This is a genomic window from Corynebacterium sp. HMSC08D02 (genome assembly GCF_001807505.1).
In the GTDB taxonomy this organism is placed as follows: domain Bacteria; phylum Actinomycetota; class Actinomycetes; order Mycobacteriales; family Mycobacteriaceae; genus Corynebacterium; species Corynebacterium pseudogenitalium.
On sequence record NZ_KV789235.1, the window covers coordinates 159611 to 183353 of the forward strand.

Here is a 23743-nt window from a genome sequence, read left to right on the forward strand (position 1 = left end):
AAATTCTAAATCGCAATATTACCCAATTGTGGGTCAGCGTGCTGTTGCGGTTCTAGTGTAACGCTCTGAACCTCAACATGAGGATTAACGGAAAATATTTCCAATCCCGGAGATCACTGAGTTCCCCGAACCCGACAACGGATTATCCGACACCATGTAGGTCCACGTCGCACTCGGACGCTTCCAACCAGCATCTTCGAGGTGTGCTCCATCGTTATCAATCACAACTTTCCTGAAAGTATCGACGGCCTGATCTACGGCACGATTCGCTAGTTCTTTAAATTCACGAATGGCGATTCGATGGTATTCGTCGATTGGCGTTTCACGGGCGATGGCGCGCAGGTGGATCGATTCGCGAACATCGTCCATGAGCGCGAGGTACTCAGACCACTCATGGTCCAGGTGGTAGAGCATTATCTCACGAGCTGCCTGCCGTAGTTTGTCGGCATCGATGGCATCCAGCTCGGTGGCGCGCTCCGGTGCTCGTTCGCTAAGCTCACGCCACGCCGCGTCGGTATCGAGCAATGACGCTCGCCGCTCATCAAGGATTGTGCGGTGATCCGAGATGAGCTTGTTGTATTTCCACGTTTGCGAGTGAATTTCTAGCAGCTGGCCCTCTGTAACGCGTTGGCAGTGGTCAACAAACTGCTGTGCACGCGAGGATTCGATCCGTCCCGACGCGTCGGGATGTACGGTGATGCGCTCATCCTCTCCCCCGGTAACAACAATGTCGTCTTCCAGGGAGACAAAGAACAGGCTCAGGCCAGGGTCGCCCTGACGCCCTGCACGTCCGCGCAATTGATTGTCGAGCCGCGCTGTGCGGTGGCGTGCTGTACCGATAACGGCGAGACCGCCCAGGTTCGCAACCTTGTCGTGATCTCCTTCGTCAGCGCCACCTAGACGAATATCGGTACCGCGGCCTGCCATTTGTGTAGACACGGTCACCCGCCCTAAATCTCCAGCCTCAGCCACAATGCGTGCTTCCTCAGCGTCATTCTTCGCGTTGAGCACGTTCACGCTGATCCCACGCTCGTTCAATGCCTCTGCGAGAGCCTCAGACTCTGCAACGTCATGAGTCCCTACAAGAACAGGTTGACCGTTCATGTGGAGCAGCGCGATCTCTTCGACGATCGCTTGGTTCTTCTCCTCCATCGTTGCGTAGATCCGGTCGGCTTCATCAAATCGCTGCAACGGATTTGCGCGGTCAATAACAGATACGTGCAGGTCGTAAAATGAACGCAATTGATCGGTGGCTTCTACGGCGGTACCAGTCATGCCACAGACCGTCGGATAGCGACGCATAAGTGCTTGCAGCGTGATCGAGTCGAGAATTCGGCCCCCCTCGGAGACCTTCAGTCCCTCTTTTGCCTCGACTGCTGCCTGCAATCCGTCAGGCCAACGCTGCAGTTCAGCGACGCGGCCGCGGGAGGCGTCAACAAGCGCCACCTTGCCGTCCTCGACGATGTAATGTACGTCGCGGATCAGCAGTGCTCGAGCGTGTAACGCAAGGTTGACCCGGACAAGTGTGGTGCCAATGTGCTCATCAGAATAGAGCGAGTCGATACCGAGCAAACGTTCAACTTTCTTCGCCCCCTCCTCGGTAAGGAAGACATTGCGACCATCGGCATCAGTTTCGTAGTCCTTCTCCTCGTCAAGGTGCGAGACCGCTTCGGTGATCTTGCCTGTGGGTTGCTGCGTACCTTCAGAACCAGCCAGGACGAGCGGGACGAGGGCTTCGTCGACAAGGACGCTATCGGCCTCATCGACAAGAGCGACCTCGGCTGGTAGCTGAACGGTTTGAGAACGGTGCGTGATCTGATTGTCACGAAGGTGATCAAAGCCGATCTCGGTCACCGGGGCATAGACGACGTCGCATCGGTATGCCTCTACGCGCTGTTCACGTGGCGTCGATTCCGTTACAGCGGCAACGCTGAGCCCAAAGAACTCGACAAGCGGCCGCATCCACGTGGCATCGCGCTCAGCGAGATAGTTATTCACGGTGATGAGGTGCACCCGCTTACCAGTGAGCGCAAAACCGGTCGCAGCGATAGCTCCAACGAGCGTTTTGCCCTCGCCGGTGGCCATCTGAATTACATCGCCTTCGAGTAGGCGCAAAACCGCCTGGTTTTGAACGTCGAACGGGGTCATCCCAAGGGTTCGAGTGGCGGCAACCGACAGAATTGCGAGGAAGCGAGGTTTGTCGACGACCTCTCCGTCACGCACGGTGTCACGCACAGCGGCGCTCAGCGCGGCGTCGTCAAGAGCTTCGAACTCGGCGATGAGCTCGTGAGCTTTCGCCACGATCCCCTTCGACTTCTTGTTGTTGCGTTCGGACGTTGCACCCATTGCTTTCCAAAACCAGCCAAATGCAGCCATTCCTCATACGACCTTTCGTCACGGCAAAAGTGGCCTTTTGCCTCTCGCACTACCTGGTCTACATGGTAAGTGCTTCTCACTCGTTCACGTCAATGTACTCTATCCTTGTTCAAGCAAAGACCACCGAATGCGTCCCCGTTCTCAGGAGGAAAGCCCACATGTTATCGCTGAACGTGAAGGTGCCGTCGTCGACGGGCAAGATGATGGCCGGAACGATTGACCGGCCTGACGGGCCGGCGAAAGCCTACGCGATTTTCGCACACTGTTTTGCGGGGTCCAGACATACTCCTGGTGCTTCGCGAATCTCCAAGCGGTTAACAGAGTTCGGCATTGCAACGCTCAGATTTGATTTTCCTGGTCTCGGACAATCCGAGGGTGAATTCGCCGATACTTCGTTCTCACAAAACGTTGACGATATCGTGGCTGCAGCAAAGTGGTTAGCCAAAGAGTTCAAAGCGCCACAGCTCATCATGGGCCACTCGCTCGGGGGCGCTGCAGCACTGAAAGCGGCGACCCATCCCGATCTCAAAAAGACGCTCAAAGCCGTAGCGACAGTCGGTGCGCCGTTCGACCCTGCTCACTCGGTGTTGCACTATGCGGATAAGATTGGTGACGCGGACCGCGACGGCTATGTCCCCGTCATCCTCGGCGGCAGGGAGCTCATCATTTCACGCGACTTCCTTGAGGATCTCGCCGACACGAACCCCGAAGAATACCTGCCGAAACTGCGCAAGCCACTATTGCTGGTCCACTCGCCTATTGATGTGACGGTAGGCATTGATAACGCCCAGTCAATTTTTAGCCTCACCCGCTACCCGAAGTCACTCATGGCGCTGGACAAGGCCGATCATTTATTGACGCGCCAAGGCACCGCACAGCGTGCGGCCGACATTATCGGCTCGTGGGTCATGCAATACATCACCCCCGAATTTGTCCCGGATGCCACCGGCGACTCCAACGCAGTCTCCTACTCCGCTCGCGGGACGAAGTATGGCGACGTAGTTCGCACCTCCAATCGTGCGATCGCAACTGACCGGGCTAAGAATGCTGGCGGCAAGGGCCAGGGCGTGACGTCGACAGGCTTGTACATGTCCGCGTTGGCAGTATCTTGTTCCCAGGCAATTCGTTCCGCCGCGAAAGGACTTGCGCTCAACGACGTGCGCGTGGAGGTCACACATCTCGGCGAGGGGCACTTCACACGTGACATCACGTTATTCGGCGACCTCAGCGACGCCGAGGCCCAGACGCTCATGGAGGCCGGCAAACGCTCAACCGTCGACGGCTACGTTCACAGCGCCTCGGTGCAGACAACCATCGACGTGGTGCGCTGACGTGAAACGCTGCCCATGTGGCCTCGATCGCCCATACCCCCTGTGCTGCGGCGCCCTGCACGCAGGCAAACCTGCTCCCACAGCAGAATCGCTCATGCGGGCACGCTACAGTGCGTTCGTCGTCGGCGATGCGGATTACTTGCTGCGCACCTGGGCTTCGAGCACACGACCGGCATCGTTGGAGCTTCCACCAGGTGGCGAACCATATATTGCGCTGCGAGTTCTCCACTCCGAACAAGGTGGCCCAACGGATACCTACGGAGAGGTCCGCTTCGAGGCCCTTCACCCGAGTGGCACCCAGCGAGAACATTCCCGTTTCATTCGCGAGGGCGGCGCATGGGTGTACCTCAACGGCACTGCCTTCTAACAGCTGGTTTCATAGTTGAAGTAACTGTGCGCTAAACTATCGGAGCTGTTCCGGTATTCGCCGGATGAAGGCAACGGGCTGTGGCGCAGTTTGGTAGCGCACCACACTGGGGGTGTGGGGGTCGCAGGTTCAAATCCTGTCAGTCCGACAACTATCAACAAAAACCCCGCTTGACCAGGCGAAACTCCTGATTGAGCGGGGTTTTAGTTTTCGTAAGCTACTCAGTTGCGGCGCGTTCTACCGGTACCAACCCACTCGCCGCGCGCTTCCCCAACTCAACATAAAGGGCTGCGTGGCGTTCACGCGCAGCGTAAGTTGACTCCTCAAGCTCACGCTTGACCTGCGCCGGTACGCCTGCAGCGAGTGAGAATTCAGGTATCAGTTGGCCTTCGAGCACCACTGCGCCACCGGCGATGATGCTCCCCTTGCCAATGCGAGCCCCGGACAGCACGGTCGCGTTCATGCCGATTAGGCACCCAGGTTCAATATGGCACCCGTGCACCATAGCAAGGTGGCCAATGGTCACGTCGGCTTCGAGAATGGTCTTCCCGTTCTCATCAACGTGCAGCACTGATCCATCTTGCACGTTGACCCTTTCACCGATTCGAATCGCGCCAACATCACCACGAATCACCACTCCGGGCCAAATATTGGTATCCTCGGCAATTTCGACATCACCGATAATCGTGGCTTCATCGGACACGAATGCGGACGGATGAATCTTCGGGGTTTTACCTTCAAATGAGTAGATCATGTCGCCATTATGCCGAAACCCTATTGGCCCTGCAGCGGAATCTATCGCATCAGCACCAACGCTTGTGGGATCACCCGGATAGTGGCTGCTTCGATCGACCCGATAGTGTCGCCATCAACTTCGAATACTTCGGGAGCGGCGAAAGCAACGCTTATCGTGTGTCCTTTGAAATAGTCCATCTGCGGAGCTGGGATACCCTGCCACCCGCCACCGAGGAGTGCACGCAGAGTGTTAAACACGATGCGTAGGCCAATAAGCAACCATCCGATAAGTCCACGCGGAGACATCGCCACGACATCAATTTCGCCATCGTCGGGGAGCGCATCGGGGAACAGCGGGATTTTATTCACCAAGTCACCGCAGTTGCCAAAAATCATGGTGTGCAAGCGACGCCTGTTCGAGGGATGGTCGTCGACGGTTACGGTAGCCTCCACACTGTTACCACCGCCCAGCGATCGTGCGATCCCGCCGATGTATGCCAGCGGACCTATGCGTCGCTTTAATTCCTCCCTGGTACGTTCAACCATCTGCGCATCAAGGCCCACTCCAGCCATGACTGTGAACCCATAAGTCTCCTGCGAGCCGTCGCGCCGAGTCACTGTGGCTTCGCAAAGGTCCACAGCGTGCTCTTCTCCAGTAAACGCACGGCGTATCGCGCTCTCAGGATCCAATGGCAAGCCAAGGTTTCGCGCAAGTAGATTACCGGTACCAACTGGGATAATCCCCATCTTGATGCCAGTGTCTGCTAAGACGTGAGCGATGCGGCGGACAGTACCGTCACCTCCCGCGACGAGTACCACGTCCACGTCCTCGGTGAGTGCAGTCGCGAAGCCAGCAAGTGCCGTGTCCTCTTTTGTCGTGGGTACCCAGCAAATTTCGCGGCGAGGGTCAGCGTAGAGTTCGACAAAGCGCTCCAAAACCGCAGCGCGAATCTTCGTCGGGTTATACACCACCACAGCGGTGCGATGAAACAACTTTTCCGAAGTCACTTTTGCACCCCTATTCCGAAGAATTCCAGTACTGCTTCACTGGCAAAACCGATCGGCAAATTCGATGCCGGCGAAGTACCAGGCCCAAGCCATTCGTGCTTGCCGCCATCCACTTTGTAATGCACAAGCCCCGCATCACAGCCGACCCATTCAGCTTTTGCTACACCTGGCAGTGCTTCTGACCACTCTGGTTTCGGCGCCTCCTCGTCAGTGGCTTTGCAGTGGTTGCGTCGAGCTTCTCGCTCAACGTCTTGATAGGCACCAGCGTAGTGCGTCTTGTGCCGGGTTCCTCCGCTGTAGTCAATGACGCTGTCAGCGGTCCCGTGAATGTCGATGCGTTTGACGGGGATCGCCGAGCATCCCTCAAGCACCGCGTCATAGACGGCGGCTGACACAGTCGCCACTGCGGTGTAATCCTGTGGTCGCTGGCAGCTCAGGAACTCCGCGAACCCTCCACCATTTGAAAAGCCTGCGGCGAATGTACGAGCAGGTTGGGTGTGAAACTCTTGTTGTAGCTGCGCCCGCACGGCGTCAGCGAATGCCAGGTCCTGACGTGCGTTCGTATTTGCATACGGTGCTGGCGCCCACGCCTTGTTCACACCTTGCAAGTACGCCACAACCGCGTCCGCGTTGTTAAAGCCCGTCGTACGCTGCATCGACGCAGCGGTGCTCGTGTAACCGTGGAATACGAGTATGAGCGGCAAACCTTCTCGCTGCTGTGCGCCCTTTGGTAGCGAGAGTATGTACTCGCGCTGCAGTCCCCCAGCCGGGATCGTCCGTGACTCGACTGATGCAGAGCTCCACGGTTCGACTTCCGCAACCGTGTCAGGCCGACTACCGTTTTCCACTGTACGCAGGGGATTCGGCAGCGCATCGGTTGCCTCCGGCTCCTCGTTGTCTCCACTACAGCCAGCCATGACTGCGCAGCCAAGCAGCACAGCGAGCAGCACCGTACGCACCGACCAGCGCCGGTTCATCGTGTTGGAAATGTTCACTCGCGGATTCTCCTGACAGTCACAGGTTGTTAGGTTAGTTGATTATGAAGCCAAGCGGAAAGCACCAACCACTGTTTCACAGCAGTGAGCACCGGCTGAATTCGTCACGCGCGTTCACAGTCGGCGCAGACACTTATGATGCGGTCAGACCGTCATATCCGGACTCAGTAGTTGAGCTACTTGCCGGTCGCGGAGTCGTCCGCACTGTCTTAGATGTTGGTTCCGGTACCGGAATTTTTGCTGCACAACTGCACGCCGCCGGGCACCGAGTTGCTTGCTGTGAACCTTCACCAGACATGGCGAATACACTGCGCGCCCGACACCCAGAGCTTCCAGTATGGCGCGCAACCGCCGAGTGCACCGCATCAGCACCCAAGCTTTTCGACGCCATCACCTTCGCCCAAGCGTGGCACTGGGTCGACCCACACCTCGCTAGCGCAGAAGCTGCCCGAATCAGCAAAGATGACGGCGAACTTCTCTTATGCTGGAACACCCTCGAGGTGGAGCATCCGTGGGTACTACGTCTGGCAAAGATTATGCACTCTGGCGATGTGCTTACCAAAGGCTTCTACCCCACTGTCTTCGAGCCTTGGCACCTCAAGCGGGAACTACGAACAACGTGGATTCAACCGATCCGGACGGATCAGCTATTCACGCTCATGGCGACCCGTTCCTATTGGCTTCGCGCAAACCAGCGCACTCGGGACAAAATGACGAACAACCTCACCTGGTACCTGCATGAGCGCCTCGGATTCGATCCTGGCCAACTTATACCACTGCCGTACAGGACCGACGCGTTCCTGTACGGCCGTAGATAATGCTACTTGCGACGCCGCGGGTTACGTTCACGCACACGGACTGCGATCCGAATCGGCGTGCCGTGGTAGCCGAACTGCTCACGGAACTTTCGCTCCAAGTAGCGGCGGTAGCTGCCGTCTAGGAACCCCGTGGTAAACAGGACGATTGTCGGTGGGCGCGTGCCAACCATGGTGGCAAACAAGACCTTCGGCAACCGGTTGTTCTTCATCGGCGGTGGGTTTGCGGCAATCGCATCGCGCAGCCAGTTGTTCAGCTGTCCCGTGGTGATTCGACGATCCCAGTTCTCAAGTGCTTCCTCCATCGCCGGCTCAAGGCGGTGCAGCCCGCGCCCAGTGTCTGCCGAGATATTGAGTTTCGTCACCCACGGGAGGTGCCCGACCATCTCATCAAACTCGCGGTCGAAGTAGTAACGACGGTCCTCATCCATCAAGTCCCACTTGTTGAAGCAAATGACCATCGCCTTGCCTGCTTCAAGCACCATGGAGATCACTCGCTGGTCCTGCTCAGAAATCTCCTGGGAGGCGTCGATAAGCACGACGCACACCTCCGCTGCCTCGATGGTGCCTCGGGTACGAAGGCTGGCGTAGTACTCGTGCCCCTGCGCATTCTTGACTTTCTTCCGCAGCCCGGCAGTATCGATGAACTTCCACAGTTTGCCGTCGAGCTGGATCAGTTCATCAACAGGGTCAACAGTGGTACCTGCAACGTTGTCGACTACGGCGCGCTTCGATTTGGAAAGCTTGTTCAGCAAACTCGACTTGCCCACATTTGGGCGTCCAACCAGCGCAACTGCGCGTGGGCCATCTGTGATAGAGTCCTTCGCGCGCGGCTCATCCGGAAACAGTCGCAGAATCTCGTCGAGTACATCCGCGCCGCCGCGACCGTGCAATGCTGAGACTGGCCACGGGTCCCCGAGGCCGAGCGCGTACAGCTCAGCAACGTCGCCCCATTGCGATTCGGACTCAAACTTGTTCGCGACCAAAATGACTGGAACTTCGGAACGCTGCAGATTGCGAGCCATCGCCTCATCTGACATCGTGATGCCGGTGTGGGAATCGACCACAAAAACGATGACGTCTGCAGTTTCCATAGCAGCTTCCGACTGGTGCGCGATAGCCGCGTTGATGCCTTTCGCGTCCGGGTCCCAGCCACCAGTGTCTTGCACCCAGAAACGTCGCCCTCCCCAGTCAGTAATGTAACTGATCCGGTCGCGAGTCACACCAGGGTGGTCTTCGACCACGGCTTCACGACGCCCAATAAATCGATTTACCAGTGTGGACTTGCCCACGTTTGGGCGTCCAACGATGGCCACCGTCGGTAGGGCCTCTTCGATGTAGTCAGGATTGAAGATGCCGAACGCTTCCTCAACGGCTGCCCACTCTTCCTCGGTGTACTCCTCAGCGGAGTTGAGATCTCCGAAGTCCGCCTCACCGAAATCCGCATCGTTGAAGTCAGCTTCATTGAAATCCTGTGGAAAGGAATCTCCTGTGGTCATTTGCTGCTCCTTTCAATCACGTCGACGAGGGCCGCCAGCACCTGTTCAGGAGCCATCTCAGAGGTGTCTACGATCAATGCGTCATCAGCTGGCTTCAGTGGGCTGGTCTCACGGGAGGAGTCAAGGGCATCACGACGTTCCACGTCTGCTAGCACCTTTTCAAACTCTACTTTGCGGCCTGCTGCTGTGTCCTGGTCGAACCGGCGCTGTGCACGCACCTGGGCTGACGCCGTCATGTACACCTTGGCCGGTGCATCTGGCAAAACTACGGTGCCAATGTCCCTGCCCTCAACGATGGCGCGATGCGCCTCAGAGGCGAGGCGACGCTGCAGGGCCACCAAATTTTCACGGACCTCTGGGATCGCGGCAACAGCAGAAACTGCACTGGTTACTTCCGCCCCTCGGATCACGTTGGAGACGTCCCGGCCGCCCAAAATAACAGCCTTGTCATCGGGGTCGTCGGAAACCTCCATCGGCAGATCAGCAGTAGCAGCGATGACTGCACTAGTGTCTTCCGGATTCACGCCGGCGTCCAACACCGCCAACGTCGCAACTCGATACATCGCGCCCGTGTCGATGTACTTTGCGTCAAGCTTCTTGGCTAACGCTCGGCACATTGTCGACTTGCCAGTACCCGACGGCCCATCCACTGCGAGCAGCAGACCATTATCTGGCTGGTTACTCAACATCGTTTCCTCCATTTACATCCCCACCGCCTTGAACAGTGATGCCAACTCAGATGAGTTAAGTGCGCGCATCGATCCTGGCTTCATATCGCCGAGCTGCACCGTGTGCACTTTCGTTCGCACCAGACGCTGTACCGGGTAACCAGCTGCTTTCAGCATCCGACGGACAATGTGCTTGCGGCCTTCGTGTAGTTCGACGCGAACAATCGACTGACCATTGTGCACATCGACGATCTGCACGTAGTCTGCCTTCGCCACACCATCATCGAGCTCAATACCGTCGCGCAACTGCTTAGCATCAGCGGATTTAAACTCGCCGAGTACCGTGGCCAAGTACGTTTTTCGAACTTCGTAGCGCGGGTGCATGAGGCGGTTTGCAAGCTCGCCGTCGTTGGTAAGCAGCAAGAGCCCTTCAGTGTCGGCGTCGAGACGCCCGACATGGAACAGACGCTGACCTGCAGCGACTCTCTCAGCAACGAAGTCACCAACAGAGGCGCGATCATGCTCATCTTGCATGGTTGTGTGTACTCCGCGCGGCTTATTAAACGCGAAATACTCCAAGTCCTCGTTTACATTGATGCGTGCACCGTCAACTCGAATCACGTCGACGTTCGGATTCACACGGGTGCCCTGGACGGTAACGATCTTCCCGTTGACCTCAACGCGCCCCTGATCAATCATAATCTCAGAGTGCCGTCGCGACGCGACGCCTGCTTGTGCGAGCACTTTTTGCAGACGGATCCCGTCGGTGTTCTTCTTGCGCTGCTTTGTTTCTTCGTCGTCCCACCAGTTGTCATCGAGTGGGTTCGGAGCCTCATTGGCAGCCTTGGCGCGCTTTTCACGCTTGACATGTTGTTTACGTGCCGGTTTCGCATACGAAGGATAGAACGGCTCGTTCTTTCCTTGTTCCGGTATGCCATCTCGGCGAGCGGGAGGATTCATCTTGAGTCCTTTTCTCTTTGCGAGTTATACAGTTCTTCGAACGACCGCAAGTGTAGCAGCCTTTACCATGCTTCCTCGATATCGTCGATCTCAGGCAACAATGGCGCCAGGTTCGGCAGTCGCTCAAGTGAATCTATGCCCAGCAACTCAAGAAAGAGCTCGGTAGTGACGTAGCGGTGCGCGCCGGTCGACTCGTCTGGATCAACCTCGGCAATGAGCCCTCGCAGCGTCAGCGTTTTCATCACACCATCAACGTTGACGCCGCGTACTCCGGAAACCTGCGTGCGTGTCACCGGCTGGCGATATGCAACCACCGCAAGTGTCTCCATTGCCGCGCGGCTCAGCTTCGTCTGTGCACCATCAAGCAGAAATGCCTCCACGGCGTCTGCGTATTCTGGTCGCGTGTACAGTCGCCACCCCTCAGCTGTCCGCCGAACGTCGATCCCGCTGCCGCGCAGTTCGCATTCCTCGGACCAGTCCTCGAGCTGCTTCTCGACGTCTCCCAGCTCCGCCCCCAGTGCCGACGCTAATGCATCTACCGTGACTGGATTGTCCGCGACCAGCAAAATCGATTCGATACGTGCGCGAAGCTGCGAAACCATTTGGGGAGCATTCATGGTCTGGCATTCTATCGCTATTCCCAGTTGCTTGACGCAACCACAGCAGGATCAACGTTGATTCCTGTCCAGGAAACCTCCAGGCTACCGAGGGCTTCTGGCTGCTCGGTCTCCACCGCGCGAGCCTTGTACAACTCCAACAACGCCAAGAAGCGCCCCACGAGTTCCATGGAGGAACTACAGTCCTTCGTGAGCACCTCAAATGCGACCCACTGCTCCGCACCAAGGAGATGCAGCGCGCTCAGCAGCTTCCCGGCCTGCTCGGGCACCGAAACGCTGACCGCGTGCAAGTGGTCCGTCCGCACTTCCTCCGGTGGGCGGGGCCGAAACACAGCAGCGGCCAACTCCGCAAAGGAATCAAGCGTGTGCCCCAGCTGCACAGGTGGAAGCAACGCAGCGAATCGGTCTTCGATTGAGACCGCACGCGGGTACCTCCGCTTCGCGTTGCGTTGCCAGGCCACGAACTCGTCAGCGACCTGCTGATACGCACGGTACTGGAGGAGACGCGCAAAGAGCAGGTCCCGAGCCTCCAGGAGCTCAAGATCTTCAATCTCTGTGTCTCCGTCGCGCGGAAGTAACCGCGCAGTCTTCAAATCCAGCAGTGTGGAAGCCACAAGAAGAAATTCAGTGACTTCGTCAAGTTGCGCTGCTGCACCCAGCGCACGCGTGTATGCAATAAACTCGTCGGTCACCTCGGCTAGTGCAACTTCGGTCACGTCCAGCTTCTTGGAGTGGATGAGGTGCAGGAGCAGATCAAACGGCCCCTCAAAGTTCTGGAGGGCCAACGTAAAACCGGTGATCTCGGGCTGGACTCCCTCGGTGGCGTCCTCAGACACGGTGCAACAAACTACTTATCAATGCGCTCGAGCAGCTCAAGCGCCAACTGCCGGTACTGCTCTGCGCCTTGGGAGTGCGGCGCCCAAGTAATGATCGGTTCACCGGCAACCGAGGTCTCCGGGAATCGAACCGTTCGGGTAATCACCGTGTCAAAAACTCGCTCGCCGAATACCTCAACGACTCGATCCATCACTTCTCGCGCGTGTGTAGTGCGGCGGTCGAACATCGTGACCAGGATGCCTACGATGTCAAGATCGAAATTGATGCGGTCTCGCACCTTTTCCACTGTGTCAGTCAACAACGCAAGACCACGGAGCGAAAAGTACTCGCACTCCATCGGAATCATCACGCCCGCCGAGCACGCCAGCGCATTGACGGTCAACAGGCCGAGCGAAGGGCCACAGTCGATGATGATGATGTCGTATTCATTTCGTACAGGGCGGAGCGCACGGGCCAATGTGTGTTCACGACCGACTTCATTGACCAGCTGAATCTCCGCAGCAGAAAGGTCAATGTTCGCGGGGACAAGGTCCAGCCCCGGCATATTCGAGTGCCGAATGGCCGCGTGGATCGACGCAGTGTTGTCAAAAAGCAAGTCATACACGGTGACTTGCTCTTCATCATGGGACACTCCAAGACCGGCTGAGAGCGCACCCTGCGGGTCGAGGTCAACAAGCAGCACCTTGCGCCCTTGCTCTGCGAGACATGCACCCAGGTTGATTGTCGACGTCGTTTTGCCGACGCCACCCTTCTGATTCACCATCGATAGGATGGTCGCCGGGCCGTGGTGCTCGAGCGGTTCAGGCTGAGGGAACTCGCGGAATGGACGTCCCGTGAGAAACTTCTTTTCTTCAGCAGCGTCAAACAATGCGTTGCCTGCCATTGTCATCCCTTCCGTCCAATGCGCGTCACGTGTAAGCCCTTGACGCAATCATCTTACAATGCCATACCTAGTTATGTGCCTGTCGCCTCTTTCGAATCAGGAACACGATGAGCAGCAAGGCCACCAGTGCCGCAATTCCTGCGATGCCCAGGGCAAGAAGGCCGTCATTCGCCCTCGATTCGTCAAGTGTTTCCGCTTGACTGTCGTCTCCCTGGGTATTTCCATCCTTTGGTGCAGCAGTCGGAGCGTTCTTTGACGTTATCACCGCGATGAACTCCGCCGCCGATCCATCCCGGACAACCTCCATGATGAAGGGGTTATCCGGCGTCTGTCCCTCCGGGTACGTTAATGTCAGCGTGCGCGACGCTACGTCCACGTCACGCTTCACGCCTTCAATGATATTGCCGTCCACGTCTACATAACGAAGTGTGGCGCCTTCCCTATCGGTCTTAGCGTACTTCATCAGCTGTCCGGCCTTACTCAGAGGCACCTTCACCACAATGCTGTTGTCCTCGATGACGCCCTCGAACTCCAAGCGCTTCGCGTTCGTGGTATCCACCTCCTTGGCTGGGACACGGTGGGCCTGTGGCGCAGCGGGCGCGTCGTGCACACGTTGATCTGAGTCTGAACCAGTCTCGGATCCGTGTCCTTCCCTGTTTGAGTCATCAACGCTATCGCCATGTGGCTTGCCAGCACCATCATCGTTTCCAGGCTCCGCAGCGCTCTCAGGTGGAGCATCAACGGTCTCACCACTGCCCACTGCGACGAGATTCACGGTCGCCGAGTATCCCCCAGCGGAGACCGGAACGCTCACCGTTGCACCTGGAGTATCAGGAGCAGTCACGGACACAGAAGTGCCAGATGATACAACGGTCCAGCCACCCGAACTGTAATTGAGATTCAGCGGAACACCGGTGTCGACAGTCGTAGTCTGCCCGGCCTGCACGTGGATCTCGGAGGGGATGGCCTGCTGGATCGCGGCAGGATCAAGCCCCTCCGGCAACTGCGCATACGCGTTCATATCAGCTCCCGAGGTGCTCAGCCCGAGAGCGCATGTAGCAGCAGCGACAGTTGCGAGAACGTGGGGTCGTCGAAAAGCCATGTGGCAAGAATCCTTCCGGTCGTGCATCAGAACATGTCAACCCTACATACCTATGCACGAGGGTGCGTAGCGTGCCAGACTTCCCGAAGGCTTTCCGCAGTAACGTGTGTGTAAATTTGGGTAGTCGTCACAGATGCGTGCCCAAGCAGTTCTTGCACTACTCGTACATCGGCGCCGCCGTCGAGCATGTGTGTTGCAAAAGAATGCCGCAACGTGTGAGGAGAAACATGCTTGGTGATCCCGGCTCGCTCAGCGGCCCGTCTGATGACCGTCCAAGCACTTTGCCGAGACAAGCTGCCGCCGCGTGCGTTCAGAAATAGCGAATGAGAGCGCCCTTTGGCCAGCGCTGGGCGTCCGCGCACCAGATATTTTTCGACGGCCTCCTTCGCCATCGACCCCACCGGCACGATGCGCTGCTTATTGCCCTTGCCTGTCAGTGTCAGTACCGCGTGCTGTTCGCCTTCGAGCGCCATGAAGTCATCGACGTAGAGCGCCAGTACTTCCGACACACGCGCCCCCGTGGCGTAGAGCAACTCCAGTAACGCTTTGTCTCGTAACCCAATCGGCTCCTCCGTGGGGCACGAGTCCAGCATCTTGCCGACCTCTTCGATACTTAGCGTATCGGGCAGCTTCTTACCAGGCGAAGGTGGAGCTACTTGGGCTGATTCATCACCTGCAAGTACGCCCTCAAGCACCCCAAACTTGTGTAGTCCGCGGGCAACCACAAGTGCGCGCGCAGCCGAAGATGCCGCCAACGGCGCAGCCCCATCAACTCCACGCCGTAGGTCCGCCAGGTACGCCTCGATGTCTGCAGCGGTCACCTCAGACAAGTTGGCTTTGCCGTTGGCATGCAGCCACGAGGCATACCGTCTAAGATCCCGACGATAGTTGCTCAATGTGTTTGCTGAAAGACCTCGTTCAACTGCAAGGTGCTCGAGCCAACGCCTAACAAGCTCATTGACGTCCAACTAGATCCTCTTCATATCGGGCGTGACGCCTTGCGCTATGCGTCGCTCTGCTAGCGATCTTGGCCGCAGGTCAAAGGGCTCGGTTACATCACGCGGCTCTACCTCGCCTTCTAGCACTCGCGCCGCTGCCATCACTCCGGCAATCGCAATCGAGTTCACGATGTCACCGCGAAACACCATCGATTGTGCCTCTTCAATTGGCACCCATTCCAGCACCATATCGGCTTCTTCGAACTCGGCTTCACCACGAGGGGCCTCACGGAGATCCGAAGCCAGGTACACACGCACCGCTTCTTCTGCGAAACCCGGGGACGTCACCAGATCCAGCAACAATGCCCACTTCTCAGCAGCCAAACCAGCTTCCTCGGCCAACTCACGCTGGGCGCACACAAGCGCGTCTTCCTCGCTGACGTCGAGAAGTCCAGCAGGAAGTTCCCACAACCGGCGCCGAACGCTGTGCCGGTACTGGCGGACCATCGCAATCCTTCGTTTGGAATCGACGGCCACCACTGCAACCGCACCGAAGTGCTCTACGATCTCGCGTGCCGCGGAAGCGCCCCCCGGCATCGAAACAATATCTTTGCGCACCGCGATAATCGGTGCATCCAGCAGCAGCTCCGACTGTTGAACTTCAAACTCGTGCATCATTCGACCGCCAATTCTTCCGCAAGCGAAAGCACCGCCGACACCCTGCCTGCTTCCGTATCAACAAACCCACCGTCTTCATCTGGCGCCGCATACACTGCCGCAGCTAAGTCATTGAGCTCCGCGGTCATGTCTGTCAACAGTTGTGTCCCGAAAGAACGCTCCCCGCCGGTATCACCGGCGCCGATCACAACAATCGCATCAGCAGGCGCTGAAACATCTGTGTCGTCTATAAAACCGCCTCCATGCAGCGCCTCTATAACGAAAGAACGATCAGATTCCGGAGCCACCGGTTCACCAGTCGCTGAATCCTTGAGCAGAACGCTCCCCAGCGACTGGCCAGCATGTGTGCCAGGCGCGCGTCGATCAACGGAAAGCTGCGCTCCTGCCGGCAGGGTGTTCGCGATGATCGTACTCAATGCATCAGCCGACTCCTGCTGGGTAAACTTCTCGCCCAACGTAATCTGGCCCGCTTCTGATGCCCCTGCGGTGCGAAGCAGCCACGTTACAGCATCGACATCTTCTGCTGACGCATCGTGCGTGCGAAGCACCATCACTGACTTACCATCCAGCGTGTTCGCAACAAGCTCGGCCGAATGCTGAGCTATCACTGCATCGGAAAACTCAAATTTTGTCCCCTGCGAGGCGTCAGCCGACTGTTGCGACTCGCCTAACTGCGACGACGTTGAAAAATCAAGCGTGCCCATTGCTGGCGCAATCACCAGCATTCCTGCTGCGACACCAAGTGCAATGCCCCAGCCCAGACCTGCTGCAACATAACCTGCCGAACTACTTCCTGAAGACATCAAAACCACCTACTCCCTATTAGCTCCACAGACTCTGCAGCTGTGTAACAATCGTGTTCCACGTATCCGCCAGGTTCGTGCTAAACGGCCCACTCCCGCCAAGCCCGACGATGAGTACAATCGTCGCCGCAGCAACAAGCAATCCCAAAATTGCCCATGCCCAGGCGACTCCCCGACCAGTCGTCAGATTGTACAAATCAGCTATCACTGTGGAATCCACCAGTTTTTGACCCGCTTTCAAACGAGTGAGCAGTGCTGCCGGCGAGCTTTCATCTGATTCGGTAAAGATACGGTCCAGGTTCACGGGCTGCTCAACCATCACGATCATTTCTGCATCGTGGAACACGCTCAGTAACACCGCCAGGTCTGTTGCAGATTCGGTCGCGGCGGGAAACGTCATCGCACCTACTCCAAGATCCTGGATGCGCTCCAGACCAGGCGCGTAGCCGTCGGGGTCCGCTGGCAAAATCACCCGCGCGTCGCTTCGCAAGTTTTCTTCAGCCACGTCGCCCGGGTCGCCCACGATAAAGTCGGGCGCGTACCCCATCTCCGCCAAGGTATTCGTCGCCTTGCCTACGCCAATCAGCACAGGTGTGAACTCACGGATGAAATTGCGCAACGATTCGATACGCTCTCGGAGATCTGGGCACGGGCTCGCGATAATAACTTTTCGGTCCGCAATCACGTCACCTAACTCAGGCGCGCCAACACCATCGATAAGCAGCGGCGATTCGGAGTGTATAAATTCGATCGTGTTTCCGAAGTACGCCTCCATGTGATCTACGAGGTGACGCTGTGCTTCAATAAACGTCGCGTCAACATCAGCGCGCACCACTGGTGAAGCAGAACCGACTTCCTTGCGCCCAACCTTGATCTCACCCGAAACCGTTACGGATGTCTTCTTGCCATCGCGTATCGACGCCCGCATCTCCGCACCGGCAGCTTCAAACAGTGGAATGCCGGCGTCGAGAAGCAAGTGCGGGCCGTAATTAGGCACAGCCCCAGTGCTAAATCGTGCAATATTGACAACCGCCGCCGGTGCCGCGTTGATCAACATCTCAGCTTCCCTACGGCTGATATCTGGAGCATCAACGAAGGCAATATCCCCAGAACGAAGACGGCCGCGCCCCTTGCCTTGCGGCGTGCAATCACGCAGCGGTCCCTGCAACGGCGCGCTAGTCGATTCAGAAGTTGCAGAAGTTTCAGTCATATGTTGAATTCTGCCTGCATCGCACGCCAAGTACTGCTAGGCGCGCGGGCTATCGACGAAACTCTTTTGTTTCGCGCTGTGCCTGCTCCAGTAGCTCCGCCGCGTGCGCCTTTCCTGTTTCCGAGTTCGCCATCCCAGCCATCATGCGAGCTAGTTCCTCCACGCGCTCGGCATCGTCAAGCACAAGCACTCCTGATGTCACGGTTTCATCGCCAACGTTCTTCGCAACGTGTAAGTGTCTGTCCGCGTAAGCCGCAACCTGTGGCAGGTGCGTCACCACAATTACCTGATTGTTTACTGCGAGCCGTGCAAGGCGACGCCCTATCTCCACCGCGGCCTGACCACCGACACCAGCATCAACCTCATCAAAGACGAATGTCGCACCGTGCGTTGACCCGGCAAGGATCACTTCAATCGCGAGCATGACGCGTGAAAGCTCACCTCCTGACGCGCTGGTTGCCAATGGCTTTGGCTCTGACGCAGCGTTAGGCGACAGACAAATCTCGACAGCATCAGCGCCATCACAGCCGTAGTCTGCCCCCTCAACGCAGACGCTCAGCACAGCCTTAGGCATCGCCAGCCCATGCAACTCCTGTGTCACCGCCTCAGAGAACCGTCGTGCAGCATCGCGACGAATGCCCGTCAACTCCTCAGCGTGCTGCTTCATCTCGGTCGCAGCGTCATCAACCCGCAGTTGAAGCTCCGCGAGGGCCTCATCCGACGTATCAATTGACGCCAACCGTTGCTGCGCCTCGTCCCTCCAACGCAGCACACCATCAATGTCCGACGCGTACTTTCGTGTCAGCACTTTTAACGACTGTTGCCTCTGAAGCATGTTCTCGAGCGCATGCGGATCCGCATCCAACGAAAACAAATACGTTCCAAGTTCCGAAGAAACATCCGAAAGCACAGTGGCGGCTTCTTCTAGTCGACGCCCCAGCTCCTGCAGCTGCGTATCAGTGGATGCACCAAGTGCACTCGCAGCCTGCCCTACCAAATCTGAAGCGGCGGACGCCTCGTCATACTCACCAACCGCCTCAGCGCCATCGATTGCAACCATCGCCTCTTGAACCGCGGAGCGCAATCCATCAACATCTTGCAGGCGCTGAATCGCAGAGACGAGCTCAGCGTCTTCACCTGGCTCGGGTGCGACCTCGTCGATCTCGTTGACAGCAAACAGGAGACGGTCCTGTTCCATCGCTAATTCTCGACGCCGCTTTGTCCGCTCCTCTAAATCTCTCTTCGCAACGCGCCAGCGCTTCCACGCTTCCTGATACGCACGGAGAACCTTTGAAGCAGCAGGATCGAAGCGGTCCAACGCATGTAGTTGCTGTTCTGGCGACATCAAACGTAGCTGATCGTTCTGGCCATGAATCGTAAGCAGGTGCGAGGAGACTTCGTTGAGTGTCGCAGCCGGTACCGCTCGGCCACCAAAGTGCGCCTTCGACCTGCCTGTCGCTTTTACGGAACGGACTACGACGTACTCACCATTTTCATCGAGGACCGCACCAGCGTTCTCCGCGATCTTCGCAATAGCCTCGCGACTGTCCTCGTGGATTCCTGTTACCGCAAACGCGCCCTCCACCACCGCTTCCGGCGCTCCCGTCCGAACACGAGAAGCATCAGCTCGACCACCAGTCAACAGCCGCAAACCCGTGACCACCATCGTCTTACCGGCGCCAGTTTCACCCGTAAGGACTGTCAAACCTTCCGAGAGCTCCGCGCTAGCGTGAGGGATCACACCAAGGTTCCTGATAGCAATTTCCGACAGCACGCCGATCTACCTCTCTTTGTCTGGGCCACGCCACCCAGATACCGGAAGCTGAAACTTCTCCACCAGGCGGTCGGTAAACGGACGCTCATCAAGCCGAACCCAGCGCACCGGGCGGCGACCACGCGTCACTTCGACCCGTGCACCTGGCGGCATCATAATCCTACGAACCCCATCCATCACGACAACAGCGGAGCTGGTCGTCGAAAAGGACTCAACCGCTACCGTCGACAACGGTGAAACAACCATTGGCTTCGCGAAGAGGGCATGCGCATTATTCGGAACCACCAAGATGGCATCGAGCTCAGGCCACATCACCGGACCACCAGCCGAAAAAGCATACGCGGTTGATCCAGTAGGCGTAGATACCAGCACACCATCACAACCGAACGAAGACACGGGCCTGTAATCAATCTCTAGAAACGCATCAAGCACTCTTGTACGATCCGAGTTCTCAATGCTGCATTCATTCAGCGCCCAACTTTCGCCAAGCACTTCACCCGTCGCATCCAAAACCCGCACGTCAAGTGTCATGCGGTCTTCAACCCGATATGAGCGCGCTATCACCGAGGACAGCACATCTTCCAGGCTTTCCGCTTCGGACTCTGCCAAGAATCCCACATGGCCGAGATTCACCCCGAGCACTGGAATGTCCTGAAGGTGCGCAAAGTTTGCTGCGCGTAAAAACGTTCCATCGCCTCCAAGCACAAATACAAGCTCGCAGCCTCGGCCAGCCTCGGCCCCTGGGCTTACGTGCTCCAGCTTCTGCAATACTGGATCCTCTTCAGCGGGACTTGATTCCCCCGCAGAAAGCAACTGCACCTCAATGCCAGCCTGCTGCAGCATCCGGGCAGAATTCGCCGCAGCCTCAATATTGTCGGGCCTGTAAAAATGGGGCACCAACAAAATGCGTCGCCGATTATCTACAGACATATCTACGCTGGCCCTTCCTGCACCGCCTGTGCTGCCATCTCTTCGACGGCCTCGACAGATTGTTCCTGCGCATTTGCTGTCTTACGCAGCCACAGAAAGTATTCTACGTTACCACTCGGACCTGGCAACGGAGATGCAACCATTGATTTCACCTCAAGCCCCAGCGACTGTGCGAACAATGCGACATCTACCACTGCTTCTCGACGCAGCTCTGCCGAACGAACGACACCCCCGTGACCAACGCGGTCTTTACCAACCTCAAACTGTGGTTTCACCATCGGCAGGAGGTCCGCCTCGTCCTCAAGCGCTGCTACCAGCGCAGGAAGCACAAGCTTCAAAGAGATAAACGATAAATCACCCACCATGCAATTGGCCGACTCGCTCAGCATGTCGGCAGTCAACGACCGTATATTCACACGGTCCATCACCGTCACACGCGGATCGTTTTGCAGCCGCCAAAGTAATTGCCCGTAACCGACATCTACCGCAAAGACCCGGCGGACACCTCTTCGTAGCAAAACGTCAGTGAATCCCCCCGTTGACGCTCCCGCGTCAATCACCGTCCTATCCTTGACCGTAAACCCAAGCTTTTCGAAGTGCTCTAGTGCCCCCAGAAGCTTGTGCGCGCCACGGGAAGCCCAGTCATCGGTGTTATCAACATCGACCTTGATGGAAACATCGGGTTCGACAACTGTAGCTGGCTTTTTTGCAGGAAACCCTCCGACCTCAACGCGTCCTTCAATAATCCATGTCCGGGCCTGCTCCCGTGAACGAGCGATCTTTCGTCGAACAAGTTCTGCGTCAAGGCGTCGCCGACCAGGTGCCACCCGTACTCCTCTCCTACGGCGATGCTCAGTCTTTTAGCGCTTCTGCTAAAACGTCATGAGCCTCAGCCAACTGTTCAAGTTCATCCCTTATCGTAGACGGCACCCGCGCCAGCACACTATCTACCTTCGAACGCAATTCTTCCGGTGAAATGCCGACTCGCCTTGGATCGTGGGGTTTCGGGGCGTGCCCTACCACCACGACTCCACAGCCTTCTGCGCCCACTGCGATACCGGCTCAACCACTCGTACTTCGGCCTCTGCAGACCACGCAACAGCCAGAGCCGTTCGCAAGGCCTCCGTAGGCGAAGAAGATGCAGCACCACCGTTAAGCAGGAGCGTATCTCCTTGCAGCTTCGCCACGAAACCGCCCTGTGCTCCCGGCCGCAAGCTCTCCGCATCTGCCAAGAGGCTACGCAAGTCATCACCAATATATGTCGGGCGCTCCACCGGCTTAGCCGCCAACAAAGCATAAGGACCAGACACACCTGTAAGTACCTGCAACGTATCCATCCCCGCACGATTTCCACCGGCAATATCGGTATCTAAACGGTCACCGACCGCCAACGCTCGCGTAGCACCCGACAGCTTCACAGCCTGATGGAACATAGCCGGTTCTGGCTTTCCGGCTGCCTCTGGGACAACGCCGGTTGCTGACGTCACCGCCGCCACCATCGAGCCGTTACCGACCATAAGCCCCCGCTCCATCGGCAAGGAAGTATCAAGGTTTGAAGCCAAGTAGACCGCCCCGTTGTGAATCGCCAACGCTGCTTCAGACAGCTCACGCCACCCAGTTTCCGGGCAGTGCCCTTGTAGCACCGCAACTGGTGCGTCGTCAGCACTAGAGACTACGCGATAACCGGCCCCAGAAACCAAGTCTTTGAACGACTGCGCACCAAGAACAAGGATGGGATCATCCTCTTTCAACAGGGGTCGCGCTAGCTCCAAAGCTGCCTCTGCTGAGGTAATAATCTCCTCACTCGAGCACTCTAGCCCAATATCACCAAGCATTTCGGCGACGAGGGCCGAAGGCCGGGATGCATTATTCGTGATGTAGAAAGGTGTCACACCACATTCGATGATGCTGGAAACCGCTTTGTCTAACGCGCGGCCGCCCTCCCAAACCGTGCCGTCTAAGTCAAAGAGCAACACGTCATATTGATGAGCAAGAGAACCCAAAGCCACTACTCCGTCTCTTCCAAACGCTGCTTCGCATCCGTCAACATCTCCGGATCCAACTCAATAACATGCTTGAACCAGTCAGCCGCTTCAGCCTTTCGGCCAGCAGCCAGCAATGCGTCGGCGTAGGCGTAAGACAAACGCATTGCAGAGACGTCCCGCTCATCCTTGTTCGGACGTACACGTTCCAACGTCGCAATCGCAGAATCAACCTGGCCCAGATCGCGACGCGCACCAGAAAGAACGATGGCAAGCTCAATACGTCCCTCACGATCGAGGTCTCGCGCCTCAGGACTCCGACCAAGCTCCAACGCCTTCTCGGGACGACCAAGTCCGCGTTCAGCATCAGCCATCACAGCCAAAAGCCCAGGGCCGCCACTCATGCGCCGGGCAGCTCGCAGCTCAGAAAGTGCCTCTTTCCACTCACCTGCGTGGTAAGCGATTACACCATTCGTTTCACGAACAACCCCAACACGTCCGGCACGATTCTTTGCTGCCCTAGCATGCCGCAAAGCAAGCGCCGGGTCGTCGTCGAGCAGATCTGCAGCCATAATCATGTGCTTCGCGACGCGAGTTGCGTTGTCATGTGACAACACCTTCAAATCTTGCAGCACGGACGGGTCGAGAACACTGATGTCAAGATCGGAAGGCAGGTCGGGTTCAGAAAGCTTTTGAGCCATCCTATCCTCGCGGTAGCCCTGCCGACGAGGCTGCGAGCGATTGTGACGATTGTTGAATTTGCGTTCTTCATCGCCGCCAGGACGAGCGTTTCTGCTCCTACCACGGCCGTCACCGCTGCGATCATTGCGACGATCCCTACTGTCGTCGCGCCGACCTTTCCGGCCCCCATTGCCTGGCCGCCCGTTCCGCCCCTTGGAGGAAGAAGAACCGTGGTTGCGACGTGGTCTCTCGTTAGAGCGATCGGACATGAAACACCTTTCTATTGGAACAAGTCATTATAAACAGGAATGTCCGAAAATAAGAACTTATTGTGCACCTGTTGAAACAAACTCCCAATCATCCGGTCAGTCAGAGTTGCACCTCTGAGTCTACAAACAAGGAGCGCTGGCGTCATCAGACATCGTAAAGACGGCCCTCGTTGTTTGTTGTGGGGGTACACAAAAAAGAGTGTGGTGGGTACCACCACCCCCACAACGGGAACAGTGACACCCACCACACGCAAGAAAATGAAGTTATAGGCCGGCGGTAACCTA

23 protein-coding genes and 1 tRNA gene are annotated in these 23743 nt (G+C 57.3%); 4 read left to right on the forward strand and 20 right to left on the reverse strand.

The annotated features are described in order from the left end of the window. Nucleotides 1-84 precede the first annotated feature (84 nt). Nucleotides 85-2376 (reverse strand): accessory Sec system translocase SecA2, encoded by a 2292-nt coding sequence (gene secA2, locus HMPREF3170_RS01065; protein ID WP_070477162.1) that lies wholly within the window; start codon nt 2374-2376, stop codon nt 85-87. Between the two features lie 158 nt (nt 2377-2534). Between secA2 and HMPREF3170_RS01070 the strand changes: the two genes are divergently transcribed. The 3 genes from HMPREF3170_RS01070 (at nt 2535) to HMPREF3170_RS01080 (ending at nt 4222) form a co-directional block, all read left to right on the forward strand. After that, the gene (locus HMPREF3170_RS01070; protein WP_070362494.1) at nt 2535-3707 is read left to right on the forward strand and encodes a bifunctional alpha/beta hydrolase/OsmC family protein; all 1173 of its coding nucleotides are present in this window, start codon (nt 2535-2537) and stop codon (nt 3705-3707) included. Between the two features lies 1 nt (nt 3708). Next, complete coding sequence (locus HMPREF3170_RS01075; protein WP_070477164.1) at nt 3709-4074, forward strand: YchJ family protein; 366 nt, start codon at nt 3709-3711, stop codon at nt 4072-4074. A 74-nt stretch (nt 4075-4148) separates the two neighbouring features. Continuing rightward, nucleotides 4149-4222: transfer RNA gene (locus HMPREF3170_RS01080), tRNA-Pro, on the forward strand. A gap of 69 nt (nt 4223-4291) precedes the next feature. Here the strand turns inward: HMPREF3170_RS01080 and HMPREF3170_RS01085 are convergent. From HMPREF3170_RS01085 to HMPREF3170_RS01095, 3 genes are read right to left on the reverse strand one after another with little or no spacing between them, the layout of a single operon-like run. After that, nucleotides 4292-4828 (reverse strand): gamma carbonic anhydrase family protein, encoded by a 537-nt coding sequence (locus HMPREF3170_RS01085; RefSeq protein WP_070477166.1) that lies wholly within the window; start codon nt 4826-4828, stop codon nt 4292-4294. A 41-nt stretch (nt 4829-4869) separates the two neighbouring features. Next, a complete protein-coding gene (locus HMPREF3170_RS01090; RefSeq protein WP_168161601.1) occupies nt 4870-5817 on the reverse strand; it encodes a diacylglycerol/lipid kinase family protein in 948 nt (315 codons plus the stop codon). Further along, nucleotides 5814-6812: a CE1 family esterase gene (locus tag HMPREF3170_RS01095; RefSeq protein WP_083290784.1), complete on the reverse strand. Its 999-nt coding sequence runs from the start codon at nt 6810-6812 to the stop codon at nt 5814-5816. The genes HMPREF3170_RS01090 and HMPREF3170_RS01095 overlap by 4 nt, the downstream gene beginning before the upstream one ends. Nucleotides 6813-6856: 44 nt before the next feature. Here HMPREF3170_RS01095 and HMPREF3170_RS01100 point away from each other — a divergent pair, with 44 nt between their 5' ends. Further along, complete coding sequence (locus tag HMPREF3170_RS01100; RefSeq protein WP_070362497.1) at nt 6857-7630, forward strand: class I SAM-dependent methyltransferase; 774 nt, start codon at nt 6857-6859, stop codon at nt 7628-7630. Nucleotides 7631-7632: 2 nt separating this feature from the next. Here the strand turns inward: HMPREF3170_RS01100 and der are convergent, their stop codons facing one another. The 16 genes from der to HMPREF3170_RS01180 all read right to left on the reverse strand — a co-directional run bounded on the left by der (nt 7633) and on the right by HMPREF3170_RS01180 (nt 23209). Continuing rightward, nucleotides 7633-9126 (reverse strand): ribosome biogenesis GTPase Der, encoded by a 1494-nt coding sequence (der, locus tag HMPREF3170_RS01105; protein WP_070362498.1) that lies wholly within the window; start codon nt 9124-9126, stop codon nt 7633-7635. After that, nucleotides 9123-9815, reverse strand: a complete 693-nt coding sequence (gene cmk, locus HMPREF3170_RS01110; RefSeq protein WP_070477220.1) for a (d)CMP kinase — start codon at nt 9813-9815, stop codon at nt 9123-9125. The genes der and cmk overlap by 4 nt, the downstream gene beginning before the upstream one ends. A gap of 12 nt (nt 9816-9827) precedes the next feature. Beyond that, on the reverse strand, nt 9828-10754 hold the full coding sequence (locus tag HMPREF3170_RS01115; protein WP_070477168.1) for a pseudouridine synthase: 927 nt from the start codon (nt 10752-10754) through the stop codon (nt 9828-9830). A gap of 62 nt (nt 10755-10816) precedes the next feature. Beyond that, a complete protein-coding gene (scpB, locus tag HMPREF3170_RS01120) occupies nt 10817-11371 on the reverse strand; it encodes an SMC-Scp complex subunit ScpB (RefSeq protein ID WP_070362500.1) in 555 nt (184 codons plus the stop codon). 17 nt (nt 11372-11388) lie between these two features. Beyond that, nucleotides 11389-12207: a segregation and condensation protein A gene (locus HMPREF3170_RS01125; protein ID WP_070362501.1), complete on the reverse strand. Its 819-nt coding sequence runs from the start codon at nt 12205-12207 to the stop codon at nt 11389-11391. 11 nt (nt 12208-12218) lie between these two features. After that, nucleotides 12219-13091: a ParA family protein gene (locus HMPREF3170_RS01130; RefSeq protein WP_070362502.1), complete on the reverse strand. Its 873-nt coding sequence runs from the start codon at nt 13089-13091 to the stop codon at nt 12219-12221. 67 nt (nt 13092-13158) lie between these two features. Then, entirely contained in the window at nt 13159-14193 is a 1035-nt protein-coding gene (locus HMPREF3170_RS01135; RefSeq protein WP_141742146.1) for a hypothetical protein, read from the reverse strand. 50 nt (nt 14194-14243) lie between these two features. After that, nucleotides 14244-15161 carry a site-specific tyrosine recombinase XerD gene (gene xerD, locus HMPREF3170_RS01140; RefSeq protein WP_070362504.1) on the reverse strand — a complete coding sequence of 306 codons (918 nt, stop codon included), beginning with the start codon at nt 15159-15161 and terminating at the stop codon, nt 14244-14246. After that, complete coding sequence (locus HMPREF3170_RS01145; protein WP_070477172.1) at nt 15162-15809, reverse strand: NUDIX domain-containing protein; 648 nt, start codon at nt 15807-15809, stop codon at nt 15162-15164. After that, nucleotides 15806-16612, reverse strand: a complete 807-nt coding sequence (locus HMPREF3170_RS01150; RefSeq protein ID WP_083290785.1) for a copper transporter — start codon at nt 16610-16612, stop codon at nt 15806-15808. Before HMPREF3170_RS01150 ends, HMPREF3170_RS01145 begins: the two co-directional genes overlap by 4 nt. A gap of 19 nt (nt 16613-16631) precedes the next feature. After that, nucleotides 16632-17822 (reverse strand): putative cytokinetic ring protein SteA, encoded by a 1191-nt coding sequence (gene steA / locus HMPREF3170_RS01155; RefSeq protein WP_070477177.1) that lies wholly within the window; start codon nt 17820-17822, stop codon nt 16632-16634. Nucleotides 17823-17871: 49 nt separating this feature from the next. After that, nucleotides 17872-19596: a DNA repair protein RecN gene (gene recN, locus HMPREF3170_RS01160; protein WP_070477178.1), complete on the reverse strand. Its 1725-nt coding sequence runs from the start codon at nt 19594-19596 to the stop codon at nt 17872-17874. A gap of 6 nt (nt 19597-19602) precedes the next feature. Further along, nucleotides 19603-20526 carry an NAD kinase gene (locus HMPREF3170_RS01165; RefSeq protein WP_070477180.1) on the reverse strand — a complete coding sequence of 308 codons (924 nt, stop codon included), beginning with the start codon at nt 20524-20526 and terminating at the stop codon, nt 19603-19605. A gap of 2 nt (nt 20527-20528) precedes the next feature. Continuing rightward, nucleotides 20529-21353 (reverse strand): TlyA family RNA methyltransferase, encoded by an 825-nt coding sequence (locus tag HMPREF3170_RS01170; RefSeq protein WP_070477182.1) that lies wholly within the window; start codon nt 21351-21353, stop codon nt 20529-20531. 189 nt (nt 21354-21542) lie between these two features. Next, a complete protein-coding gene (locus HMPREF3170_RS01175; protein WP_083290786.1) occupies nt 21543-22535 on the reverse strand; it encodes an HAD-IIA family hydrolase in 993 nt (330 codons plus the stop codon). Next, the gene (locus HMPREF3170_RS01180) at nt 22535-23209 is read right to left on the reverse strand and encodes a hypothetical protein (protein WP_070477184.1); all 675 of its coding nucleotides are present in this window, start codon (nt 23207-23209) and stop codon (nt 22535-22537) included. The genes HMPREF3170_RS01175 and HMPREF3170_RS01180 overlap by 1 nt, the downstream gene beginning before the upstream one ends. Nucleotides 23210-23743: the final 534 nt, after the last annotated feature.